This is a genomic window from Chryseobacterium sp. DZ-32, assembly GCF_059587025.1.
Genome location: NZ_JCAIOM010000010.1, coordinates 190,239 through 211,827, shown reverse-complemented (window position 1 = coordinate 211,827; position 21,589 = coordinate 190,239). Strand labels below are relative to the sequence as shown.

Sequence of the window (21,589 nt, the reverse complement as noted above, 5' to 3'; positions counted from 1 at the left end):
TGAGTTATTTAGCCAAAACTGTTCTCTCACCCCTTTTGCTTTGTATGTAAATTTATTCTTTTGCAAACATAGGAGCCAAAACTTATAACTATATTCTTTAATCACCCCGTCAAAAATTCAGAGAATTTTTGACACCCCTCCGGTGGAGGCGAATTTCCAGGTTTACAATTTCGCATTTCTGCAAATCAATAATATTCTTGTCATTGCAATAGCATTGCATCCCAAAACTTATGAAATTTGTCCAAAACTATTATCATTATGACAGATTTCATCAGATTCTTCATTCCCTTTTATTTTACTATTTTTTTTACTGTTTCCTTTGTGGGAATAAGTTACAGAATCGCAAAACGGATTGGTAAAAGCCCTAACGTCCTTCCCAAAGATGATTCTGCCTACGGATTGGTAGGATTATACTTTAAGCTGATTTTGTTAGCCTTGTTTATCTATACAATACTTTTGTTACTCTTCCCGGAAGACATTTTTCCGGCTTTTAAAATCAATATTCCGGAACCTGAAGCTTTAAAATATATAGGGCTTGTTATCATGATTTCTGCTTTGATTTGGGTGATTACAGCACAACTGCAAATGAAAAACTCATGGCGTATTGGTATCGATAGTACAATGAAAACAGATTTGATCACTCATGGTTTATTCAGATTTTCAAGAAATCCCATTTTTTTGGGAATGACTGTGAGTTTGTTTGGTTTTTTCCTTGTTTTTCCTACTGTCATTACTTTTTCTTTTCTTCTGACGGGAAATATTTTAATGCAGATTCAAATCAGGCTTGAAGAAGAGTTCCTGCTAAAGGAACACGGAGAAATTTATGTGACCTATAAAAAGAGAGTGAAGCGTATGCTGGGCTATTAATTAAACTAATGTTAAAAACAGTTTTGCTGAACTTTTTTGTATCTTTGGCCGGTATAATTTTAAATAAGAAACATGTCGTTACAACAAACTATTGAAAATATCTGGGACAACAGAGATTTATTGCAGAATGAAGACAGCCAGAAGGCAATTAGAGAGGTTATTTCTTTGGTTGATAAGGGTGAACTTCGTACAGCAGAGCCTACTGAAAATGGATGGCAGGTAAATGAATGGGTGAAAAAAGCGGTAGTAATGTATTTTCCGATCCAGAAAATGGAAACTATTGAAGTAGGTCCGTTTGAATTTCATGACAAGATGCCTTTAAAGAGAAATTATGCTGAAAAAGGAGTGAGAGTTGTACCGCATGCGGTTGCCAGAGAAGGAGCTTATATTGCTCCCGGAGTAATTATGATGCCTTCTTATGTAAACATTGGAGCTTATGTAGATTCAGGAACAATGGTAGATACATGGGCAACAGTAGGAAGCTGTGCACAGATCGGTAAAAATGTTCACCTGAGTGGAGGTGTTGGGATCGGTGGAGTATTGGAGCCGTTACAGGCAGCTCCGGTAATCATTGAAGATGACTGCTTTATCGGTTCAAGATGTATCGTTGTGGAAGGAGTTCACGTAGAAAAAGAAGCTGTATTGGGTGCTAATGTAGTATTGACCGCTTCTACAAAAATTATCGACGTTACAGGAGATACACCTGTTGAAATCAAAGGAAGAGTTCCTGCACGTTCAGTAGTTATTCCAGGAAGCTATACAAAACAGTATCCGGCTGGAGAATATCAGGTTCCATGTGCTTTGATTATCGGTCAGAGAAAGGAATCTACAGATAAGAAAACATCTCTGAATGACGCATTGAGAGAGAATAATGTAGCCGTTTAAGATTAATATTTTAATCTAATACCACAATCTTGAAAGAAAAATTTCTTAAAATACTATTAAACCCTAAATATATATTTGGGGTTTATCTTATTATATCCGTTGTTACAGCAATTTCCAAATACCTGAGAGGAGATTATGCGATCAATAATTATCTGATTTTTAAAAATGTATTCTTTAATACCATTTATCAGAAAAACTTATTTATCCATTATCCTGATCTTTATTTTGATCTGAATCATTATGGTGTATTTTTCAGTGTATTGATCGCGCCGTTTGCCATGATGCCGGATTGGCTGGGAATCTCACTCTGGAATATTGCCAATACTTTCATCTTTATCTACGGAATTTATAAACTGCCGTTTTCAGACAGCAAGAAAGCGATTTTCGGGCTGCTTTGTCTTCAGGAATACATTACAGCAGCATTAAGCCTTCAGTTTAATGTAGCGTTGACAGGACTTTTGCTGTTATCCGCAGTATATATTTACGAAAGAAAAGAAGTAAAATCTGTAACCGCAATTTTAATTGGGGTATTTGTGAAAATCTACGGAATTGTAGGACTAACGCAGTTTTTCTTTATTAAAAACAAAACTAAATTTATTCTTTCAGGAGTTGCTATTGCCCTATTATTTTTCGTGCTTCCAATGGCGTATTCAAGTCCGCAGTTTGTGATTCAGTGCTACTCAGACTGGTTTCAGTCTATTGTAGAGAAGAATAATGAAAATCAGGTTCTTGGAAATATGCAGGACATCTCTTTAATGGGCTTTGTCAGAAGAATTTTAGGGGATGCATCTATTTCAAATCTTGTATTTTTAGCAGGCGGACTACCACTTTTTGTTTTGCCTTACATCAGAATTAAACAGTATAAACACTATGCATTCCAACTGATGATTCTGGCTTCAACATTACTGTTTTTGGTATTATTCAGTTCCAGTTCAGAGTCTCCAACCTATATTATTGCGGTGGTAGGAGTGCTGATCTGGTTTTTCCTTCAGAAAGAAAGAACACCATTGATTATTGGATTGCTTGTTTTTGTCATTATTTTTACCTGTTTCTCCACTTCGGATCTTTTCCCGAAATTTGTAAAAGAGAATTATATCATTAAATATTCATTAAAAGCCGTACCTTGTATTGTGATCTGGTTGAGAGTGACTTATGAACTTCTGACTAAAGATTTTGAGAAAAATTACAGCCTGAATTAATACATATGAAGAAAATTTCAATTGTAATTCCCGCCTATAACGAAGAAGGAAATGTCGTAATGATTCATCAGAAAATTAAAGAAGTTTTTGATGGCTTAAGAAATTACGACTTTGAAATCATATTTGTCAATGATGGCAGCAGAGATAATACCCAGCAAAAATTAGAAGAACTTTCCAGTCAGTATGATGAAGTGAAATTCATCGAATTTTCCCGTAATTTCGGACACCAGCCGGCTGTAAAGGCAGGTATGGACAATGCCCACGGAAATGCAGTCATTTCTATGGATGGAGATCTTCAGCATCCGCCGGCGCTTATTCCGGAAATGATTCAGAAATGGGAAGAAGGCTATGATGTTGTTTTTACTTTTAGAACTTATCCTAAAGAGATTTCTTTTTTTAAAAGAAAAACATCAGACTTATTTTACAAGCTTTTATCAAGCCTTTCAGATGTTAACTTAACAAAAGGCGGCGGCTCAGATTTCAGACTATTGGATGCAAGTGCAGTTGAAGTGATGAGAAATTTTAATGAAGACGATCTGTTCCTTAGAGGATTAACGAGCTGGATGGGTTTCAAACAAACAGGAATCGATTTTACTGCAGCAGAAAGACTATCAGGGAAAAGCAGTTACAATCTTAAAAAAATGTTTACTTTTGCCTTTACGGGAATCACTGCTTTCAGTGTAAAACCCCTTTATCTGGCAGCATATCTGGGCTTTTTATTCTCAGCACTTTCAGTAATCGGATATGGAGCCTACGTAATTCATTCATTTATTGCCAAAACAGAGATTTCCGGTTGGGCATCTTTGATTATGACCATTGTTTTCTTTGGAGGACTTCAGCTGATTATCCTTGGAATCATGGGAATTTATTTAGGTAAAATATTTAAACAGGTGAAAGACAGGCCTAATTATATTATTAAAAACAAAAATTTTTAGAATGGTTTTATTGAGTTTTGACATTGAAGAATTTGATATGCCATTAGAATATAAGGGTGAAATTCCCTTTGAAAAGCAGATTTCAATTTCACAGACAGGATTGGAGAGAATCCTCGATATCCTTAAAAAACATAATGCCAAAGCTACCTTTTTTTCCACGGTAGTTTTTGCAGAAAACAGCAAACATCTTATTGAAAGGTTGCTACATGAAGGTCATGAGCTGGCCTCTCACACATGGTTTCATTCAGAATTTGAAGACAAACACCTGAAAGAATCAAGAGAAAGGCTGGAAGAATTATTTTCCACAAAGGTGACCGGATTAAGAATGCCGAGAATGATGCCGGTAGATGAAAAAGCAGTGGAAGAAGCAGGATACGCATACAATTCCTCCATCAACCCTACATTTTTGCCGGGAAGATATAATAATTTAAAAGTATCAAGGACGTATTTCAAAGAAGGAAATGTAACGCAGATTCCGGCTTCGGTTTCTCCTAACTTCAGAATTCCTTTGTTTTGGCTAAGCTTTCACAATTTCCCTTTGTTTTTCTACAAAAAACTGGCTTCGGACACCTTGAAAAAGGATAATTATCTGAATATTTATTTCCATCCTTGGGAATTTGCAGAAATTAAAGATGATACCTTTAAACTTCCTGGATTTACGGTAAAAAACTCAGGAAAAGAGATGGTGGAAAGGTTTGATTCGTTTGTAGGCTGGCTGAAAGAAAAAGGCCATACATTTGGCACATTTCAGGAATTTCAAAAACAGATCCAACGATGAAGATTGCCTTTGATGCCAAACGGTTTTTCCACAATACATCCGGCCTGGGAAACTATTCGAGAGATCTTGTAAGAATTCTTTCCGAATATGAACCGGAGAATGAATATCTGTTATTGAACAAAAATAAGTCCGAGAGAGGGAAAGATATTCTGGAACGCCCGAATGTTCACTTTATTGAAACCTCAAAAGGAAACTTTTCACGTCAGCTGAAAATGGGTAAAGATGCCCAGAAGCAGGACTCAGATATTTTCCATGGATTATCGGGTGAACTTCCTTTAAAATGGGATTCAAAACCTATAAAAAAGGTCGTTACCATTCATGATCTGATCTTCGTAAGATATCCGCAGTATTATTCTTTTTTTGACAGGAAAATCCATTTCTGGAAATTCAAAAAAGCAGTTGATACCGCTGATAAAATCATTGCGATTTCGGAACAGACCAAAAGAGATATTATTCAGTATTTAAAAGTTTCTGAAACTAAAATTGAAGTCATTTATCAGGGCTGTCATCATGCTTTTAAAGAACAGCAGTCTCCGGAATTGATGAAAGCTGTCAAAGAGAAATTTAAGCTTCCCGAAAGGTTTGTACTGAATGTTGGAACCATCGAAGACCGCAAAAATCTTCTGAATGTTGTAAAAGCGATCAACGGTACAGAAATTCCATTGGTTGTGGTGGGACGAAAAACCGGATACTATCAGAAAATAGAACGCTTTCTGAAAAGAAACAAAATGGAAAAACAGGTGCTTTTCCTTGAAGGCGTTTCTATGGATGAGCTGGCCTGTCTCTATAAACTGGCAGATATTTTTGTTTATCCTAGCTTCTTTGAAGGCTTTGGAATCCCTGTCATTGAGGCACTTTTCTCGAAAACTGTTGTCGTTACCAGCAATACCAGTTGTCTGCCTGAAGCAGGTGGAAAAGACTCTGTGTATGTGAATCCTGAGAACGATCTTGATATCCGAGCCAAATTAAAATTTCTCTGGGAAAATGAATCCGAGCGAAAACGCCGTGAAGAAAAGGGTTTCGAGTTTGTTCAGAAGTTTAATGACGAACCCATTGCAAAGGAGCTGATAAATTTTTATCAAAAAATTCTCTGAAAAAACTTTGCATTTTAAAAATAAATCCTACATTTGCATCATAATTCAAACAATGAAACCAATATTTTTAGCATTACATCATTATCATCATCATCTCTGCTAGACGGAATTGATTGATATAAGTATGTGCTAAAATCAAAAATAATTAAAACCGTCTGAGTAAATAGACGGTTTTTTTGTTTCCTGAATTCTCCTCAGAAATTTCAACAGATCAGTTTTTATTTGCTCGGACCCAAAAAGGCAAAATGAGTAAATTAAAAATTGCAATCCAAAAAAGCGGCCGGCTGTACGAAGAATCTCTTCAGCTTCTCAAAGACTGCGGAATCTTCGTCAACAACGGTAAAGACCAGCTCAAAGTTTCAGTAGATAACTTTCCGATGGAAATCATGTATCTCCGGAACTCAGACATCCCGCAATACCTCGAAGACGGGGTGGTGGATGTGGCCATTCTTGGCGAAAATCTTCTGGTTGAAAAAGGTAAAAACATCAAAACTATCCAGAAGCTTGGTTTTTCAAAATGCCGTGTTTCACTGGCTGTTCCCAAAGAAATAGAAACTGATGAGCTCTCTTATTTTCAGGGTAAAAAAATTGCGACCTCTTATCCTAACACCCTCAAAAACTTTTTAGAAAACCAGGGAATTGTATCAGACATTCACGTCATTTCGGGTTCTGTAGAAATAGCTCCTAATATCGGTCTGGCGGACGGAATATGTGATATTGTGAGTTCCGGAAGTACTCTATTTAAAAACGGATTAAGAGAAACAGTCACTTTGCTGAAATCGGAGGCAGTTTTGGCTCAAACGCCTCAATTATCAGCTGAAAAAGAAGCCATTCTTGAAAAATTTGTATTCAGAATCAAAGCAGTTTTAAAAGCAAAAAATTCAAAATACATTCTGATGAATGTTCCCAACGAAAAAATCCGGAAAGTAGCTGATGTTCTTCCTGTTTTAAAGAGTCCTACGGTGATTCCGCTTGCAGAAGAAGGCTGGAGCAGTATTCATTCTGTGATTGATGAAGAGCGTTTCTGGGAAGTGATTGATGAACTGAAAGAAAATGGTGCTCAGGATATCTTAATCATTCCAATTGATAAAATGGTTATTTAAAAAAATAAGAATGGTTAATGTTGGCCGATGCAAAGACGCAATAGAATAAAAATTAAGACTGTTTTAAGACGCAAAGATTTTATCTGCGATAAAATTGAATACTGTTTAATACTCACATACTTGCTGAAAATCTAAGATTTTCTTGCGCCTTAAAAAGATATAGGAATTAAAAACTTTGCGCCTTTGCGTAAAAAACAATTAAAAATAATACAATGAAAATATATAGATATCCCACAAAAGACAGCTGGAAAGACTTAGTAAAACGCCCTGTTTTGGAACAGAAAGAAATTTCAGGTCTGATCACAGAAATATTTGCAGAAGTTGAAAAAAATGGTGATAAAGCTTTAATAGAATTCAACAAAAAGTTTGATAAAGCAGAAACCTCAATCTTAAAAGTTTCTGAAATTGAGATCAAGGAGGCAGAAAATCAGATTCAAGATGAATTAAAGCAAGCCATTCAACAGGCGAAGGAGAATATTTCAACATTTCACGCCTCTCAGAAACAGGAGATTCAAAAAATTGAAACCACAAAAGGAGTGGTTTGCTGGCGTGAAAATCGTGCTGTAGAGAGAGTCGGGATTTATATTCCGGGAGGAACAGCACCTTTATTTTCTACAGTGTTGATGTTGGCGGTTCCTGCAAATCTGGCCGGATGTAAAGAAATAGTTCTTTGTACGCCGCCGGATAAAGATGGGAATATCAATCCTGCAATCCTATATGCAGCAAAGCTTTGCGGTGTTTCAGAAATCTTTAAAACAGGTGGGGCGCAGGCTGTTGCAGCGATGACTTTTGGAACAGAGAGTATTCCGGCTGTCAATAAGATTTTCGGTCCTGGAAACCAGTTTGTTGTAGCGGCCAAAGAATATGCACAACGGTATGGAGTAGCTATTGATATGCCTGCCGGACCAAGTGAAGTTCTTGTGATTGCAGATGAACAGGCTGTTCCTGAATTCTGTGCTGCAGATCTTCTTTCACAGGCAGAACATGGAAGCGACAGTCAGGTAGTTTTTATCACTACAGATCTTAAAGTTTTTAATGAAACAATAAGTACTGTTGAGCAGCAAATCAAAGAATTACCAAGAAATGAATTTGCGGCCCAGGCCTTGGAAAACAGTTCTTTCATTTTGATCAATACCCTGAAAGAAGCTCTTGAGTTCAGCAATCTTTATGCTCCTGAACACCTTATTCTGGCCATCAATGATTTTGAAAAATATATACCGGAGGTTCAGAATGCAGGTTCGGTTTTCCTCGGAAATTACTCCTGTGAAAGTGCCGGAGACTATGCCAGCGGAACCAATCACACGCTTCCTACCAATGGTTATGCAAAGAATTACAGTGGCGTATCCCTGGATAGTTTTGTGAAGAAAATAACATTTCAGCAACTTTCCAGAGAAGGACTTCAAAATTTGGGAAAAACCATAGAGCTCATGGCTGAAGCAGAAGGTTTGTTTGCTCACAAAAATGCAGTTTCGATAAGATTGAAATAATAAATTGTTGGAAAACGCAAAGACGCAAGAGAATTATAATGAAAACCCTTTTTAAGACGAAAGGATTTTATCTCCGATAAAATTGAATGCCAAATATTTTGATCTCTCACAGATTCTCCAAATGAAGAAGACAAATATAAAAATCTGTGAAATTTATGAAATCTGTGGAAAAAAATAATGACACATCACTTGCTGAAAATCTTTGATTTTCTTGCGCCTTGAAGAAACATAAAGATTAAAAAACAAAGATTAAAAAACTTTGCGCCTTTGCGTTTACCCAAAAAAGAATTTAAACCATTAAGAAAAATGAAACTTTTAAGTAAAATTAAGATTCAAATACATTTGAATTCAGCTCACTGCTTAAAAACGATTTTATATTAATTTTTTTATAAAGAAAGTCAATACAATGAAAAACAACAGTATCAAAACACTCGTAAGAGAAAATATATTACAATTACAGCCATACATCAGTTTCAGGGATCACAATGAATTTAATGCTCCGGTAATGCTGGATGCGAATGAAAGCCCTTTTGGAGAATGCAACCGTTACCCTGATTCTACCCAGAAAAAGCTTAAAAGAAAGCTTGCAGGGATTAAAAAAGTTGCACCTTCACAGATCGCCATAGGAAACGGAAGTGATGAGCTGATAGATCTTATCATTAAAATTTTTTGCGAGCCTAAAAAAGATGCCATTCTGATGATGAATCCGTCCTTTGCGATGTACGGTTTCTATGCAGCAATCAATGAAAATAAAATTCTGAGACTGGATCTGGATGAAAACTTTGAAATCGTTAAAAATGATTTTTTAAAAACAGCAGAAGATCCTTCACTGAAGATTTTCTTTTTATGCTCGCCCAATAATCCTACGGGAAACAGTGTGGATGATATTGAATTTTATATTCAGAATTTCAGCGGAATTGTAGTGGTAGATGAAGCGTATATCGAATTCTCTGGTAAAAAATCAAGTCTTGAGTTGTTGGAAAAATATTCTAACCTGATTGTGCTGCAAACCTTCTCTAAAGCATGGGGAATTGCCGGAGCAAGAGTAGGTATGGCATATGCATCTGAAGAAATTATCAGTCTTATTAATACGGTAAAAGCACCTTATAATGTGAATGTTTTGAGCCAGGAATTGATTTTAAAGACTCTGGCGGAAGAAAACAGACTTCAGGAGAACGTAAGTCGTATTCTGGAAGAAAGAACATGGCTGAAACAGCAGTTTGAAGGAATTCAATGTATTTCAGAAGTCTTTTCAACAGATGCCAATTTCTTTCTGATCAGAATGGAAAATGTTGATAATGTCTATGCAAAAATGCTGGAAGAGGAAGTTTTAACCAGCAGAAGAGATCCGGCCATTCCGGGATGTATCAGGATTAATGTGGGAAACCGTGCCGAAAATGAAAAATTAATTAATCTTTTAAAAAGTATCTAACAATGAAAAAAGTACTCTTTATAGACCGCGACGGAACGCTTATTATCGAACCGCCTACAGATTTTCAGGTTGATTCTCTGGAAAAGCTTGAGTTTTATCCGGGAGTTTTTCAAAATCTTGCAAAAATTTTCAATGAATTAGATTATGAATTGGTAATGGTTACCAATCAGGATGGATTGGGAACTGAGAGTTTCCCTGAAGACGATTTCATAAAACCTCATGAGAAAATGTTGCAGGCATTTGAAAATGAAGGGATAACTTTCAGTGATATTTTGATTGACAGAAGCTTTGAATCCCAAAATCTTCCCACCAGAAAACCCGGAGTTGGAATGCTCGGAAAATATATTTATGGGAATTACGACCTTGAAAATTCCTATGTAATTGGTGATCGAAGTACTGATGTTCAACTTGCTAAAAATCTTGGTACTAAAGCTATTTACCTTAACAAAAACTTAAATAGCGAAGCGGAGCTATCTACTTTAAAATGGTCGGAGATCTATCAGTTCTTAAAATCAGGAATGAGAAAGGCTAAAGTATCCAGAAAAACCAATGAAACAGATATAGAAATTACGGTCAATCTTGATGGAAACGAAAAATCAGATATTTCAACCGGGCTTAAATTTTTTGATCACATGCTGGACCAGATTGCCAGACACGGAAATATGGATCTTACGATTAAAGTGAACGGTGATCTTGCCGTAGATGAACACCACACGATAGAAGATACTGGAATTGTGCTGGGAGAAGCTATTTTAAAAGCCTTAGGAAAGAAAAAAGGTATTGAGCGATATGGTTTCCTGCTTCCGATGGATGACTGTCTTTCTCAGGTGGCTATCGATTTCGGAGGAAGATCATGGCTGGTTTGGGATGCAGAATTTAAAAGAGAAAAAATAGGAGATGTACCTACGGAAATGTTTTTTCACTTTTTTAAATCATTTACAGATGCTTCAAAATCGAATCTGAACATCAAAGCAGAAGGGGATAACGAACACCACAAAATTGAATCCATCTTTAAAGCCTTTGCAAAGGCTGTTAAAATGGCAGTGAATCAATCAGATACTAATTACAGTCTGCCTTCTACAAAAGGAAGTTTATAAATATGATCGCCATAATAAAATACAACGGAGGAAACGTAAATTCCGTTCAGAATGCCCTCAACAGACTGAATGTTGATTCTGTGATCACCGATGATCCCGAACAGATTTTAAAAGCTGACAAAGTGATCTTTCCGGGCGTGGGAGAAGCTTCATCAACCATGAAACTGCTGAAAGAAAAAGAGCTTGATCTGTTGATTCCTGGTCTTACACAGCCGGTTTTAGGAATATGCCTGGGTATGCAGCTGATGTGCGGGGAAAATGAAGAAGGAGATACTGAAGGAATGGGGATTTTTGATATCAATGTCAGAAAGTTTCCGGCAAAGGATATTGTTCCCCATATGGGCTGGAATACCGTTTCCGGGCAGACTTCGCCACTGTTTTCAGGAATTGAAAAGAGTAGTGATGTGTATTTCGTTCACAGCTATTATTGTGAACTGTCAGACTATACAACATCTGTTTGTGATTATATCCTGCCTTTCAGTGCTTCTTTGCAGAAAGACAATTTCTATGCAGTACAGTTTCACCCGGAAAAATCGGGAATAGTGGGAAATCAGATCGTTAAGAACTTTATAAATTTATAATCATGAAAATAATTCCGGCTATTGATATTATCGACGGGAAATGTGTCCGTTTGTCAAAAGGAGATTACAATACAAAGAAAATATACAATGAAGATCCTGTAGAAGTGGCAAAAGAGTTTGAAAGCTTTGGGATTCAATACCTTCATTTGGTGGATCTTGATGGGGCGAAATCAAAGCATATTGTCAACCAGAAAGTTCTGGAAAATATTGCCCGTTCTACTTCGCTGCATATCGACTTTGGAGGAGGGCTAAAAACTCAGGAAGATATTGAAACCGCTTTTAATTCCGGGGCAAAGCAGATCACTTTAGGAAGTATTGCCGTTCAGGATCCTGAATTTTGTTTTGGAATGATTGAAAAATATGGAGCGGAGAAGATCATTTTGGGTGCAGACTGTGAAAACAGAAAGATTAAAACATCCGGATGGCTGGAAGAAAGCGCTCATGATATCATTGATTTTATCCTTCAGTATCAGGAAAAAGGAATACAGACCGCTATTTGTACTGATATTGCAAAAGATGGGATGCTGGAAGGCCCCTCAACAGGGCTCTATATTGAGATTTTATATAAAACATCTGTTCAGCTGGTAGCAAGCGGCGGTATTTCAGGTATTGCTGATGTCTATAAGATGAAGGATATCGGCTGTGCAGGGACGATCATCGGAAAAGCAATTTATGAGGGAAAAATAAGTTTACAACAACTTCAAAATTTTATTGAAAATGCTTAAGAAAAGAATTATCCCATGTCTGGATATTAAGGATGGAGCGACTGTAAAAGGTGTTAACTTTGAAGATCTAAAAAGTGCCGGAGATCCGGTAGAACTTGCCAAAAAATATGAGCAGGAAGGAGCTGATGAGCTTGTTTTTCTGGATATTACAGCGACCATTGAAGATAGAAAAACATTTGTGGAGCTGGTAAAAGATATCGCGAAAGAATTAAGTATCCCTTTTACAGTAGGAGGCGGAATTTCGTCTGTAGAGGATGTGAGAAATCTTTTGGAGGCAGGAGCAGACAAGATCAGCATTAATTCTTCAGCCGTAAAAAATCCGGGTCTTATTTCTGATCTGGCCCAAGAATTCGGAAGCCAATGCGTTGTGGTAGCCATTGATACAAGACTGGTGGGAGATAAAGATCTGGTTCATATCAAAGGAGGAAGAGAAGCCACAGCACTTTTAACGATGGAATGGGCTCAAGAAGCAGCAGCATTAGGAGCAGGTGAAATATTGCTGACTTCCATGGATGGTGATGGTACAAAAAACGGTTTTGATATTAGGATTACAAAGCTGGTTTCAGAAAATATAAGCATTCCGGTGATTGCTTCCGGAGGTGCTGGTACCATTGATGATTTTGTTAAAGTATTTAATGAAACAAAAGCTACAGGAGGCTTGGCAGCCAGTATTTTCCACTTTAATGAAATAGGAATTCAGGATTTGAAACAACAGTTAAAAACTCAAAAAATTGAAGTACGATGAAAATAGATTTTAATAAAGATAATGGCCTTGTACCTGTGGTTATTCAGGACAACAGAACATTGCAGGTTTTGATGCTGGGCTACATGAACGAGGAAGCTTTTGAAAAAACACAGGCAGAAGGAATTGTTACTTTTTTCAGCCGTTCCAAAAACAGACTGTGGACAAAAGGTGAGGAATCGGGTAATTTTTTAACGGTAAAAAGTATTGACATCGACTGTGATCAGGATACCATTTTAATTAAAGCTGTTCCGAAAAATGTGGTTTGTCATACAGGCAGTTTTAGTTGTTTCGGGGAAAAGAATACTAAAGGATTTCTGTATGAACTGGAAGAAAAAATCTCTCAGAGAATAGATACGAAGGCTGAAGACTCATATACTTACTCATTATATCAGAGAGGAATCAATAAAATGGCTCAAAAAGTAGGAGAGGAAGCCGTAGAATTGGTTATAGAAGCAAAAGACAATAATGATGATCTCTTTAAAAACGAAGCTGCAGATCTGCTGTATCACTTTTTAATTTTATTGAAAGCCAAAGGATTTTCAATGGAGGAGATTGAAGAGATTCTTAAAAGCAGGAATAAATAAACAACTTTCTCAACTGTAACAAAAGTAAATATCAAGCCACTAATCCTTCGGAAACGAATATCTATGAAATTAAAATTAACCTTACTTGCAGTTTTGTTTGTTCAATCTGCTTTTGCCCAGAAAAACTGTAACGAACTTTATTCTCAGAAATTTACTAAGCAGCAGCTGGAGCAGGATGTAGACTTTATTAAGGCAAAAATAACCAATGCACACGTCAATCCCTATACAGAAATTTCAAAATCAGAATTTGAAAAAAAATATACAGATATCCGTAATTCTCTGAAAGATGGCATGACGCAGAAGGATTTTTATTACCTAGCAAAGCCTTTGATTGTCACATTGAACGACGAACATAGTTCAATGTCTGACTTTTGCGTTACTGACAGCATTAGAAAAAGCATGAAAGTTTTACCGTTGAAATTCAAATATGAAAATGGCAAAATGCTTCTTACGGAAAACTATTCAGACAGTAAACCTACTATTGGTGACGAAGTGATTTCGCTGAATAATATACCAATTCATGAAGTCCTGGAGACCTGTGCCCAGACTATTCCGGGCGCTAAAGAAGAACGAATACCCATAGCCGTTGATCGGTTTTGGATAATGATTAATAAGTACTGTTACTTTATCACAGATGACTACAACCTGAAGTTTAAAAGCGGTCTGCAAACAGTGGTTAAAAGTATTTCTCTGGAACAGCTGAAAGCCAATGCTTCAAAGTCTCAGCCTAAGAAAAAAGAAGATCTTAAACCTCTTGATTATAAAAAAATAAAGGATTATGCTTATTTGACAGTCAATACTTTTGATGACAGAAATACATTCACTCTGGAAGAATGGAAAACAAAATTGGACAGTATTTTCAGTCAGATCAAAAAAGACAATGCTAAAAATTTAGTCATTGATGTTCACAACAATTCCGGAGGAAATTCTGCGGTTGGAAATTTGCTTATTAACTATTTTTCAGATAAAACGTATTATACTTATCAGGGAAAATTTAAAAAAAGTAAAGAATACGCTGATTATTTAAAAGCAAACAATAAAGAATCTGCAGAATATAGCAAAATAAAAGATGGTGATTACTATCCGATCCGTTCTCGTTCTGTAACAGCGGATGAAAATCCGTTGCGATTCCATGGGAAGACTTATATCATTGTTGGGAAAAATACATTTTCCAGTGCTATGATGTTCAGCGTCATGGTTTTGGATAACAAATTGGCAGAAGTAGTAGGTGAAGCACCTGAAAGAGGACATCCCAATCATTTTGGTGAATTGATTAGTTTTCAGACTCCCAACACCAAACTTGATTTCCTTTTTGGGGTTAAAGAATGGATCAGGTCGGCAGGAAATATATTACCTAACAAGCTTATCCCTATAAAAGTTATTGATTTAAATAACAAAACAAGAGAACAGATTGTTGAAGAACTTTAAAATTCTATGTGGTTGTATTTAATGCATAAAAACAAAACAGCAGAAATAGAATAACCCTGCTGTTTTTTTATTATCAATGAATTGATTTCTTATCTTTCAATCATAATATTCTTAACAAGGGTTTCTTCACCCACTTTCAAAACTCCAACATAGACTCCGTTCTGAAGGGATGAAACATTAACCTTTCTTTCGTTATTTACTTTTAAAAGTGACCTTCCCAAAGAATTGCTGATTTCAAAACTGAAATCCATTCCCTTAAAATCCGGTAAGTCAATATTAATTAGATTATTAGCTGGATTAGGATAGATCTTTACAGCTTCCAGTGAATTTTTTGATGCGGGTCTGCTCATGGTAGTTGATGCTGCTGCAAAATGCTGTAGGGCACCCACGGTTGCTTTTCCGATCTTGTATACGTAAACAGGATCCATATTGGTGAAAGTATCCTTAGAACTGTGAGGATAAGTGCTTCTTATCCTTTCAAAAAATCCGGTAATCACTTCACCTTTCTGTTCGAAAGGAATATAATCCGTATCAGCTGCCGGATCTACGGCAGTCAGAAGAGGTGAGTAGAGTGCAGTACAATTTCTCAGTTGTTGTGTGACAGCTGCAGAAGCTGCATTATTACTGGATACTCCTCCCTGATCTTCATCACAATATACGGTGGTATTATTATTTCCTTTCACGCCGCCTACCTGATCCAGATTGAAAACCAGTTTGATATCCAATTTGCGGACACCTCCCTGATATACTACATTATTCACATAATGGCTGCTTCCTTTTAGCCCTTGTTCTTCCCCGGAAAAATGAATGAACTTTATAGAATATTCAGTAGGAACATTTCTCAGAATTCTTGCGGCTTCCAGTATAATTGAAGTTCCGCTGCCATTATCATTCACTCCCGGGCCATAAATGGTATCGAAATGTCCGCAGATAATAACATATTTGTTAGGATAAAGCGTTCCGGTTTTGGTAATAATTAAATTTTTCGAACTGGTGCTTCCAAAGGTAAAAGGACTTTCTTCTATCTGGCTGGCCGTATAACCGTAAGAAAGATACTTGTTTTTGATCCAGTTCAATGTATTGGTATTCGCTACTGAACCTGTTGTTTTTACCCCTAAATTACTAAACTCCTGAAGATTGGTGGTGATATTGGTTTGGGTAACCATATCTGCTCTGTCTTTGTAAGCCTGAATAAAAGTTTGAGCCGCAATACTCTGCATCATCAATGCTGAGCATAAAAGTGTTGTGAATTTTTTCATATATAATATTATTTGGTGACACGAATGTAGTAAATAAATCACAACGAAGTGTTTAATGTGTTAAAATAAAATAATATTTATTATGAATATCATATTAATTATCGTAATTGCCTTATGAATAGTATAATGCAGTTCTGGCAAAAAAAAAGACCTTTGAATAGCTTCAAAAGTCTTTTTTTCGTATTGTATACTGGTTTATCTTTCAATCATCACTTTTCTGACAACCTTTTGATCTCCAATTTTTAAAATTCCGATATAAGCTCCGTTTTCCAGGCCTGAAGCATTAATACTTGTTTCATTGTTTCTCCTGAAAATGGAACGCCCCTGAAAATCTGTTATTTCAAAAGTGAAATTTTTAATTCCGGAGTCCGGAAGTTCAATATTGATAACATCTTTGGCTGGATTTGGATAGATTTTCACACTTTCCAACGTATTTTTTCCGATGGTTTCATTCGTTCCCAACGTACCGGTGGCAACGGCGAAATGCTGCAATGCTCCCACAGAAGCTTTTCCTATCTTGTAAATATAAACAGGATCAGTGTTGGCAAAAGTATCATTCACTGTATGTGGATAGGTACTTCTTATTCTTTCAAAAAAGCCTGTGATCACTTCACCTTTTTGTTCAAAAGGAATATAATCTGTATCAGCAGCCGGATCTACGGCAGTCAGAAGAGGAGAGTAGAGCGCTGTACAGTTTCTCAGTTCCTGAGTTACAGCAGCCGAAGCGGCATTATTGGAAGAAAGTCCGCCCTGATCCTCATCACAGTAAACGGTATTGTTGTTATTTCCCATAACACCACCTACCTGATCGAGATTAAAAACAAGTTTAATATCCAGAACACGGGTGCTGCTCTGATACGCTACATTGTTGACATAATGTTTGCTTCCCAGAAGTCCTTGCTCTTCCCCGGAGAAGTGAATGAATTTTATAGAATATTCAGTCGGAACATCTTTCAGAATTCTTGCTGCTTCAAGAATGATAGACGTTCCGCTTCCGTTATCATTGATTCCCAGGCCAGTGATACTGTCGAAATGTCCGCAAATGATTACGTATTTATTGGGGTATACCGTTCCTGTTTTGGTAATAACAAGGTTTTTAGAATTATAGCTCCCTGCTGTAAAAGGGTCTTCTCCAATCTGGCTGGCTGTATATCCGTAAGAAAGATACTTGTTTTTGAGCCATGTCAGCGCATTGGCATTAGCTGGTGAACCCGTGGTTTTCACCCCTAGATTAGCAAATTCCTGAAGGTAAGTGGTAATATTGGTTTGATTTACCATATCCGCCCTGTCCTGATAAGCCTGAATGAAACTTTGAGCTCCAATACTTTGCATAGCAACAGAAGCGAATAAAAAAGCAGCGATTTTTTTCATTGTATGAGAGTAATGCTGAATATTCCAGAATGCAACAGATGCGGAATATTCGTCAGACATTATTTATTAATGATAATTTTTTTTGTGGTATTTCCCTTATCGGTTGTAACAGTAAAAGTATAAACCCCGTTTGTTAACCCTGATATATTTATTTTTTCCTGATTTTCAAGGTTTAAAACAGTATTTCCTGCCATGTCATTGACTTCAACTTTAAATTGTTTTACTTTCTCCTGAAATTCCACAGTCACAAGATCTTTAGCTGGATTAGGATAGAACCTGATGGCTTCTGTTGAGTGTTGTGCTGTATCTTTGGTGCTTAAAAGATTGCTGGTTGTAGAGGCAACGGCAAAGTGCTGTAAAGCTCCCACAGCTGCTTTTCCTACATTGAAGACATATACAGGATCCAGGTTGGCAAAAGTATCACTTACTGTATGTTCGTTTTCACTTCTCAGATATTCGTAGAACCCGGTAATGGTGTATCCTTTCGCTTCAAAAGGCATATAATCGGAGCTGTAAGCATACGAAAGATTCGTCTGAAGAGGAGAGTAAAGGGTAGTACAGTTCATCAGTTCCTGTGTTACAGCAGTAGAGGCTGCATTGTTGGAAGACACCCCACCAGTATCTCTTTCGCAGGTAATCGTATTATTGTTATTTCCAATAAGCCCACCCACCTGGTCAATATTTAAAACCAGTTTTATATCCAGAACCTGACTGCCATTCTGATAAGCTACATTATTTACATAATGGTTACTTCCCACAAGCCCCTGTTCTTCCCCGGAAAAATGAATAAACTTGATAGAATATTCCGTGGGAACATTTTTCAATATTCTTGCTGCTTCAAGAATAATGGAAGTGCCGCTTCCATTGTCACTTACTCCAGGGCCTACAATTGTATCATAATGTCCGCAGATAATAACATATTTGTTAGGGTAGACTGTTCCCGTTTTGGTAATAATTAAATTTTTTGAAGTGCTGCTTCCGTAAGTAAAAGAATCTTCGGACATGTTAGTTGCTGTATATCCGTAGGACAGATATTTGTTTTTAAGCCAGTCAAAAGCATTGTTATTGGCTGTTGTGCCAGTTTTTTTAATTCCAAAACCTGCAAATTCCTGAAGGTTTGTACTAATATTGGTTTGGGTAACCATATCTGCTCTGTCCTTATAAGCTTGAATAAAACTTTGTGCACTTATATTCTGCAGTGCAATGGATGTGAGCAAAAAAGCTGCAACTTTTTTCATTTTTGATACTTTCTTTAGAGATTGCTAATATAGCAATAAATCATCATTTATTGTTGATTATTAACTGGAATAGTGTTGATTTGTTTGATTTATCAATAATAATTTATCTTTTTATTAAATTTATTATTGTGTTAGGTTAAAATTCGCTAAATAAATAAAATTTAGGTAAATTTTTCTTTATTATTGAATATGTTTAATGATAAATTCATCTTTTGTGAATTCTAACTCATAAAGTTTACTGTTGATATGGCAATTAGAATGGAATTTACCATATAAGAAATTGAAAAGTATATAACAAAAAAATCCCGGGAAAACCCGGGACTTATATTGATAACAAAATCTATTCTACATTATTTTACTTGATCTACAACAGCTTTGAAAGCTTCAGGGTGATTCATTGCTAAATCTGCTAAAACTTTTCTGTTAAGTTCGATGTTGTTCTTTTTAAGAGCTCCCATAAATTGAGAGTAAGACATTCCGTGCTCTCTGGTTCCCGCGTTGATACGAGTGATCCAAAGTGCTCTGAAATTTCTCTTTTTCTCTTTTCTACCACGGTAAGCATATTGCATTGCTTTTTCTACCGCGTTTTTAGCTACAGTCCAAACGTTCTTTCTTCTTCCGAAATAACCTTTAGCGTGCTTAAAAATTTTCTTTCTGCGAGCTCTTGAAGCTACGGCATTTACTGATCTTGGCATAATTTAAATTGTTTTTTTGAAAAGGGCGGCAGTGTTATTGCTCTTATTTGCACCGTTTCAGGGTTAAAATTGTGAATTTGTTTGAATTCTTATAAACCGAATATAGATTTATAAAAACTACTTAATTGCTAATTGACGTTGAACGCTTTTCTCATCCACTTTAGCTACGTAAGAAGTAGACGTAAGATTTCTCTTCTGCTTAGTTTCTTTCTTAGTTAATATGTGGCTTTTGTAAGCGTTTTTTCTTTTGATCTTACCTGTTCCGGTAAGAGCAAAACGTTTCTTAGCACCTGATTTCGTTTTTAATTTTGGCATTGTTTTGCTTTTTTATTGTTTTTGTTATCAATATCTGTTTTGGCTACTCCTAAAGACATTAGGAATAATAGTGTGCAAAATTACGAAAAAAAAGTGATACACGAAAGGAATTTTTAATGTATATCAACAGGAAGGTCTTTTGGGTTGAATTATAAAGGCAAACCCATATCAATACGGATTTGCCTTCAGTGCTATACGTTCATAAAAACGTAATGATGTTCTTATTCTTATTATGATTTAAAAAACTCCAGAAGATCTCTGTTGATGGTTTCAGCCTCTGTAGTTGGCATTCCGTGTGGAAAACCAGGATAGGAAATCAGTTTTCCGTTTTTAAGAAGGGTAGCAGCTACCTTGCCTGTGGTTTCAAAAGGTACAATCTGATCATCTTCGCCATGCATTACCAATACCGGAACTTCTACGCTTTTAAGATCCTCGGTGAAATCTGTCTCAGAGAATGCTTTCACACAATCATAATGTGCTTTGATAGAACCGCTCATTCCCTGTCTCCACCAGTTTCTCTGAATACCTTCAGAAACTTTGGCTCCTTCTCTGTTGTATCCATAAAAAGGGAAGGTAATATCAATAAAGAATTGTTGTCTGTGTTTCGCCGTATTATTTCGGATATCATCAAAAACAGAGATGGGAACTCCATTAGGATTGTTCTCATTCTGAACCATAATTGGAGTTACTGCACTCACCAGAACAGCTTTTGCAACTCTTCCTCTACCATGTTTTGCTACATACCGGATCACTTCACCGCCTCCTGTAGAATGTCCCACATGAATCACATCTTTTAAGTCCAGCGCTTCAACAATTTCTGCCACATCAGAAGCATAAGTATCCATATCATGTCCGTAAGGAGTCTGTTCGGATCTTCCGTGGCCTCTTCTGTCATGAGCAATTACTCTATAACCCTGTTCCAGAAAGAAGAACATTTGGGCATCCCAGTCATCACTTGATAATGGCCATCCGTGGTGAAAGAAAACCGGCTGTCCTTTCCCCCAATCTTTGTAATAAATTTCTGTTCCGTCTTTTAATGTAAGTGTGCTCATTGTTTCTTTTTTTAATATTAATAAATAGTGTGTTTGATTTTTTATATCACAAATGTAGATAGAAAATCTTTAGAATATCTTGATCTAAGATAATAATTGTTTAAAAATTTGTTAACAATAATAATGTATAGGTAATACTCTTCAAAGAGTAAATAGGTTGAAAATGTTTTTGTTACGAAGAAAACACTCAAAAAAGTAAGGCAGCACAAAATATACCTGATAATCGGGATTGCAGTATTTGACGGTTCTCTCTAATATTGACGATGAATATGAAACATACAATTAAGGCAGGTTTGATCATTTCTATGTTCAGTCGAACCTGCTGAACTTATTGTTAACCTGTAAATTTAAACCCATATGCTTTCATCTGCAGACCTACACCTGGAAAGAGCTTTATTTTTTGCTGTCTTAATTATATTTTTTGGAGCAGGATTCCTGTGCACGCTGATTACTTTCATTATCAATTTTATACAAAAGAAAGATAAAAAAGTGGTGTATTACCTTCTTATATTTCTTATTTCCGGCCTTATTGGAGTAGTTTTAACTGCATTTTATTGTTACATGATCCTGTTTGAACAGGCCGAAACCTACAGGCCATAAAGAAGATGTGATGCATTATATTATGAAACAGACTAAACTAAAAACCACTGATATCAGGGATGTTTTTATACCGTCCCTATTTTTATCTTTGGCCTAAAAATCTAATAAAGATAAAACGG

Annotated in this window: 21 protein-coding genes; 15 read left to right on the top strand and 6 right to left on the bottom strand. The window is 36.3% G+C overall.

Going from position 1 to position 21,589, the window contains the following annotated elements:
* The first annotated feature begins 258 nt into the window (after positions 1-258).
* From AC59HC_RS13435 to AC59HC_RS13365, 15 genes are all read left to right on the top strand, one after another.
* Positions 259-867 (top strand): methyltransferase family protein, encoded by a 609-nt coding sequence (locus AC59HC_RS13435; RefSeq protein WP_496558794.1) that lies wholly within the window; start codon positions 259-261, stop codon positions 865-867.
* 72 nt (positions 868-939) lie between these two features.
* Positions 940-1,752 (top strand): 2,3,4,5-tetrahydropyridine-2,6-dicarboxylate N-succinyltransferase, encoded by an 813-nt coding sequence (locus AC59HC_RS13430; RefSeq protein ID WP_089691708.1) that lies wholly within the window; start codon positions 940-942, stop codon positions 1,750-1,752.
* 29 nt (positions 1,753-1,781) lie between these two features.
* The gene (locus AC59HC_RS13425) at positions 1,782-2,951 is read left to right on the top strand and encodes a glycosyltransferase family 87 protein (RefSeq protein WP_496558793.1); all 1,170 of its coding nucleotides are present in this window, start codon (positions 1,782-1,784) and stop codon (positions 2,949-2,951) included.
* Positions 2,952-2,956: 5 nt separating this feature from the next.
* Positions 2,957-3,886 (top strand): glycosyltransferase family 2 protein, encoded by a 930-nt coding sequence (locus tag AC59HC_RS13420; RefSeq protein ID WP_496558792.1) that lies wholly within the window; start codon positions 2,957-2,959, stop codon positions 3,884-3,886.
* Between the two features lies 1 nt (position 3,887).
* Positions 3,888-4,664, top strand: a complete 777-nt coding sequence (locus AC59HC_RS13415) for a polysaccharide deacetylase family protein (protein ID WP_496558791.1) — start codon at positions 3,888-3,890, stop codon at positions 4,662-4,664.
* A complete protein-coding gene (locus AC59HC_RS13410; protein ID WP_496558790.1) occupies positions 4,661-5,758 on the top strand; it encodes a glycosyltransferase family 4 protein in 1,098 nt (365 codons plus the stop codon). The genes AC59HC_RS13415 and AC59HC_RS13410 overlap by 4 nt, the downstream gene beginning before the upstream one ends.
* Positions 5,759-6,003: 245 nt before the next feature.
* Positions 6,004-6,861 carry an ATP phosphoribosyltransferase gene (gene hisG / locus AC59HC_RS13405; protein WP_202840133.1) on the top strand — a complete coding sequence of 286 codons (858 nt, stop codon included), beginning with the start codon at positions 6,004-6,006 and terminating at the stop codon, positions 6,859-6,861.
* A 212-nt stretch (positions 6,862-7,073) separates the two neighbouring features.
* A complete protein-coding gene (hisD, locus tag AC59HC_RS13400) occupies positions 7,074-8,348 on the top strand; it encodes a histidinol dehydrogenase (protein WP_496558789.1) in 1,275 nt (424 codons plus the stop codon).
* Between the two features lie 406 nt (positions 8,349-8,754).
* Positions 8,755-9,780 carry a histidinol-phosphate transaminase gene (gene hisC / locus AC59HC_RS13395; RefSeq protein WP_202840136.1) on the top strand — a complete coding sequence of 342 codons (1,026 nt, stop codon included), beginning with the start codon at positions 8,755-8,757 and terminating at the stop codon, positions 9,778-9,780.
* 2 nt (positions 9,781-9,782) lie between these two features.
* Complete coding sequence (hisB, locus tag AC59HC_RS13390; RefSeq protein WP_496558788.1) at positions 9,783-10,877, top strand: bifunctional histidinol-phosphatase/imidazoleglycerol-phosphate dehydratase HisB; 1,095 nt, start codon at positions 9,783-9,785, stop codon at positions 10,875-10,877.
* Between the two features lie 2 nt (positions 10,878-10,879).
* Positions 10,880-11,458, top strand: coding sequence for an imidazole glycerol phosphate synthase subunit HisH (gene hisH / locus AC59HC_RS13385; RefSeq protein WP_496558787.1), 579 nt, complete (start codon positions 10,880-10,882; stop codon positions 11,456-11,458).
* A gap of 2 nt (positions 11,459-11,460) precedes the next feature.
* Positions 11,461-12,183 carry a 1-(5-phosphoribosyl)-5-[(5-phosphoribosylamino)methylideneamino]imidazole-4-carboxamide isomerase gene (hisA, locus tag AC59HC_RS13380; protein ID WP_137904062.1) on the top strand — a complete coding sequence of 241 codons (723 nt, stop codon included), beginning with the start codon at positions 11,461-11,463 and terminating at the stop codon, positions 12,181-12,183.
* The gene (gene hisF / locus AC59HC_RS13375; protein WP_343638629.1) at positions 12,176-12,928 is read left to right on the top strand and encodes an imidazole glycerol phosphate synthase subunit HisF; all 753 of its coding nucleotides are present in this window, start codon (positions 12,176-12,178) and stop codon (positions 12,926-12,928) included. Before hisA ends, hisF begins: the two co-directional genes overlap by 8 nt.
* Positions 12,925-13,512: a bifunctional phosphoribosyl-AMP cyclohydrolase/phosphoribosyl-ATP diphosphatase HisIE gene (hisIE, locus tag AC59HC_RS13370; RefSeq protein WP_411413220.1), complete on the top strand. Its 588-nt coding sequence runs from the start codon at positions 12,925-12,927 to the stop codon at positions 13,510-13,512. Before hisF ends, hisIE begins: the two co-directional genes overlap by 4 nt.
* 63 nt (positions 13,513-13,575) lie before the next feature.
* Entirely contained in the window at positions 13,576-14,940 is a 1,365-nt protein-coding gene (locus AC59HC_RS13365; protein WP_496558786.1) for a S41 family peptidase, read from the top strand.
* 89 nt (positions 14,941-15,029) lie between these two features.
* Here AC59HC_RS13365 and AC59HC_RS13360 read toward each other — a convergent pair whose 3' ends face one another.
* The 6 genes from AC59HC_RS13360 to AC59HC_RS13335 all read right to left on the bottom strand — a co-directional run bounded on the left by AC59HC_RS13360 (position 15,030) and on the right by AC59HC_RS13335 (position 20,870).
* Positions 15,030-16,199 carry a M28 family peptidase gene (locus AC59HC_RS13360; protein ID WP_496558785.1) on the bottom strand — a complete coding sequence of 390 codons (1,170 nt, stop codon included), beginning with the start codon at positions 16,197-16,199 and terminating at the stop codon, positions 15,030-15,032.
* Positions 16,200-16,394: 195 nt separating this feature from the next.
* Positions 16,395-17,630, bottom strand: a complete 1,236-nt coding sequence (locus AC59HC_RS13355) for a M28 family peptidase (RefSeq protein ID WP_496558784.1) — start codon at positions 17,628-17,630, stop codon at positions 16,395-16,397.
* Positions 17,630-18,808, bottom strand: coding sequence for a M28 family peptidase (locus AC59HC_RS13350; RefSeq protein ID WP_496558783.1), 1,179 nt, complete (start codon positions 18,806-18,808; stop codon positions 17,630-17,632). The genes AC59HC_RS13355 and AC59HC_RS13350 overlap by 1 nt, the downstream gene beginning before the upstream one ends.
* A 350-nt stretch (positions 18,809-19,158) precedes the next feature.
* The gene (gene rplT, locus AC59HC_RS13345) at positions 19,159-19,503 is read right to left on the bottom strand and encodes a 50S ribosomal protein L20 (RefSeq protein WP_002979659.1); all 345 of its coding nucleotides are present in this window, start codon (positions 19,501-19,503) and stop codon (positions 19,159-19,161) included.
* Positions 19,504-19,620: 117 nt separating this feature from the next.
* Positions 19,621-19,818 (bottom strand): 50S ribosomal protein L35, encoded by a 198-nt coding sequence (gene rpmI / locus AC59HC_RS13340; RefSeq protein WP_034694453.1) that lies wholly within the window; start codon positions 19,816-19,818, stop codon positions 19,621-19,623.
* A 230-nt stretch (positions 19,819-20,048) separates the two neighbouring features.
* Positions 20,049-20,870, bottom strand: a complete 822-nt coding sequence (locus tag AC59HC_RS13335) for an alpha/beta fold hydrolase (protein WP_496558782.1) — start codon at positions 20,868-20,870, stop codon at positions 20,049-20,051.
* Positions 20,871-21,589: the final 719 nt, after the last annotated feature.

Bases quoted from the DNA above. Each gene is read 5' to 3' on its own strand.
- AC59HC_RS13435 (WP_496558794.1), top strand. From the start codon at position 259: ATGACAGATTTCATCAGATTCTTCATTCCCTTTTATTTTACTATTTTT.
- AC59HC_RS13430 (WP_089691708.1), top strand. From the start codon at position 940: ATGTCGTTACAACAAACTATTGAAAATATCTGGGACAACAGAGATTTA.
- AC59HC_RS13420 (WP_496558792.1), top strand. From the start codon at position 2,957: ATGAAGAAAATTTCAATTGTAATTCCCGCCTATAACGAAGAAGGAAAT.
- AC59HC_RS13415 (WP_496558791.1), top strand. From the start codon at position 3,888: ATGGTTTTATTGAGTTTTGACATTGAAGAATTTGATATGCCATTAGAA.
- AC59HC_RS13410 (WP_496558790.1), top strand. From the start codon at position 4,661: ATGAAGATTGCCTTTGATGCCAAACGGTTTTTCCACAATACATCCGGC.
- hisG (WP_202840133.1), top strand. From the start codon at position 6,004: ATGAGTAAATTAAAAATTGCAATCCAAAAAAGCGGCCGGCTGTACGAA.
- hisD (WP_496558789.1), top strand. From the start codon at position 7,074: ATGAAAATATATAGATATCCCACAAAAGACAGCTGGAAAGACTTAGTA.
- hisC (WP_202840136.1), top strand. From the start codon at position 8,755: ATGAAAAACAACAGTATCAAAACACTCGTAAGAGAAAATATATTACAA.
- hisB (WP_496558788.1), top strand. From the start codon at position 9,783: ATGAAAAAAGTACTCTTTATAGACCGCGACGGAACGCTTATTATCGAA.
- hisH (WP_496558787.1), top strand. From the start codon at position 10,880: ATGATCGCCATAATAAAATACAACGGAGGAAACGTAAATTCCGTTCAG.
- hisA (WP_137904062.1), top strand. From the start codon at position 11,461: ATGAAAATAATTCCGGCTATTGATATTATCGACGGGAAATGTGTCCGT.
- hisF (WP_343638629.1), top strand. From the start codon at position 12,176: ATGCTTAAGAAAAGAATTATCCCATGTCTGGATATTAAGGATGGAGCG.
- hisIE (WP_411413220.1), top strand. From the start codon at position 12,925: ATGAAAATAGATTTTAATAAAGATAATGGCCTTGTACCTGTGGTTATT.
- AC59HC_RS13365 (WP_496558786.1), top strand. From the start codon at position 13,576: ATGAAATTAAAATTAACCTTACTTGCAGTTTTGTTTGTTCAATCTGCT.
- AC59HC_RS13360 (WP_496558785.1), bottom strand. From the start codon at position 16,199: ATGAAAAAATTCACAACACTTTTATGCTCAGCATTGATGATGCAGAGT.
- AC59HC_RS13355 (WP_496558784.1), bottom strand. From the start codon at position 17,630: ATGTCTGACGAATATTCCGCATCTGTTGCATTCTGGAATATTCAGCAT.
- AC59HC_RS13350 (WP_496558783.1), bottom strand. From the start codon at position 18,808: ATGAAAAAAGTTGCAGCTTTTTTGCTCACATCCATTGCACTGCAGAAT.
- rplT (WP_002979659.1), bottom strand. From the start codon at position 19,503: ATGCCAAGATCAGTAAATGCCGTAGCTTCAAGAGCTCGCAGAAAGAAA.
- rpmI (WP_034694453.1), bottom strand. From the start codon at position 19,818: ATGCCAAAATTAAAAACGAAATCAGGTGCTAAGAAACGTTTTGCTCTT.
- AC59HC_RS13335 (WP_496558782.1), bottom strand. From the start codon at position 20,870: ATGAGCACACTTACATTAAAAGACGGAACAGAAATTTATTACAAAGAT.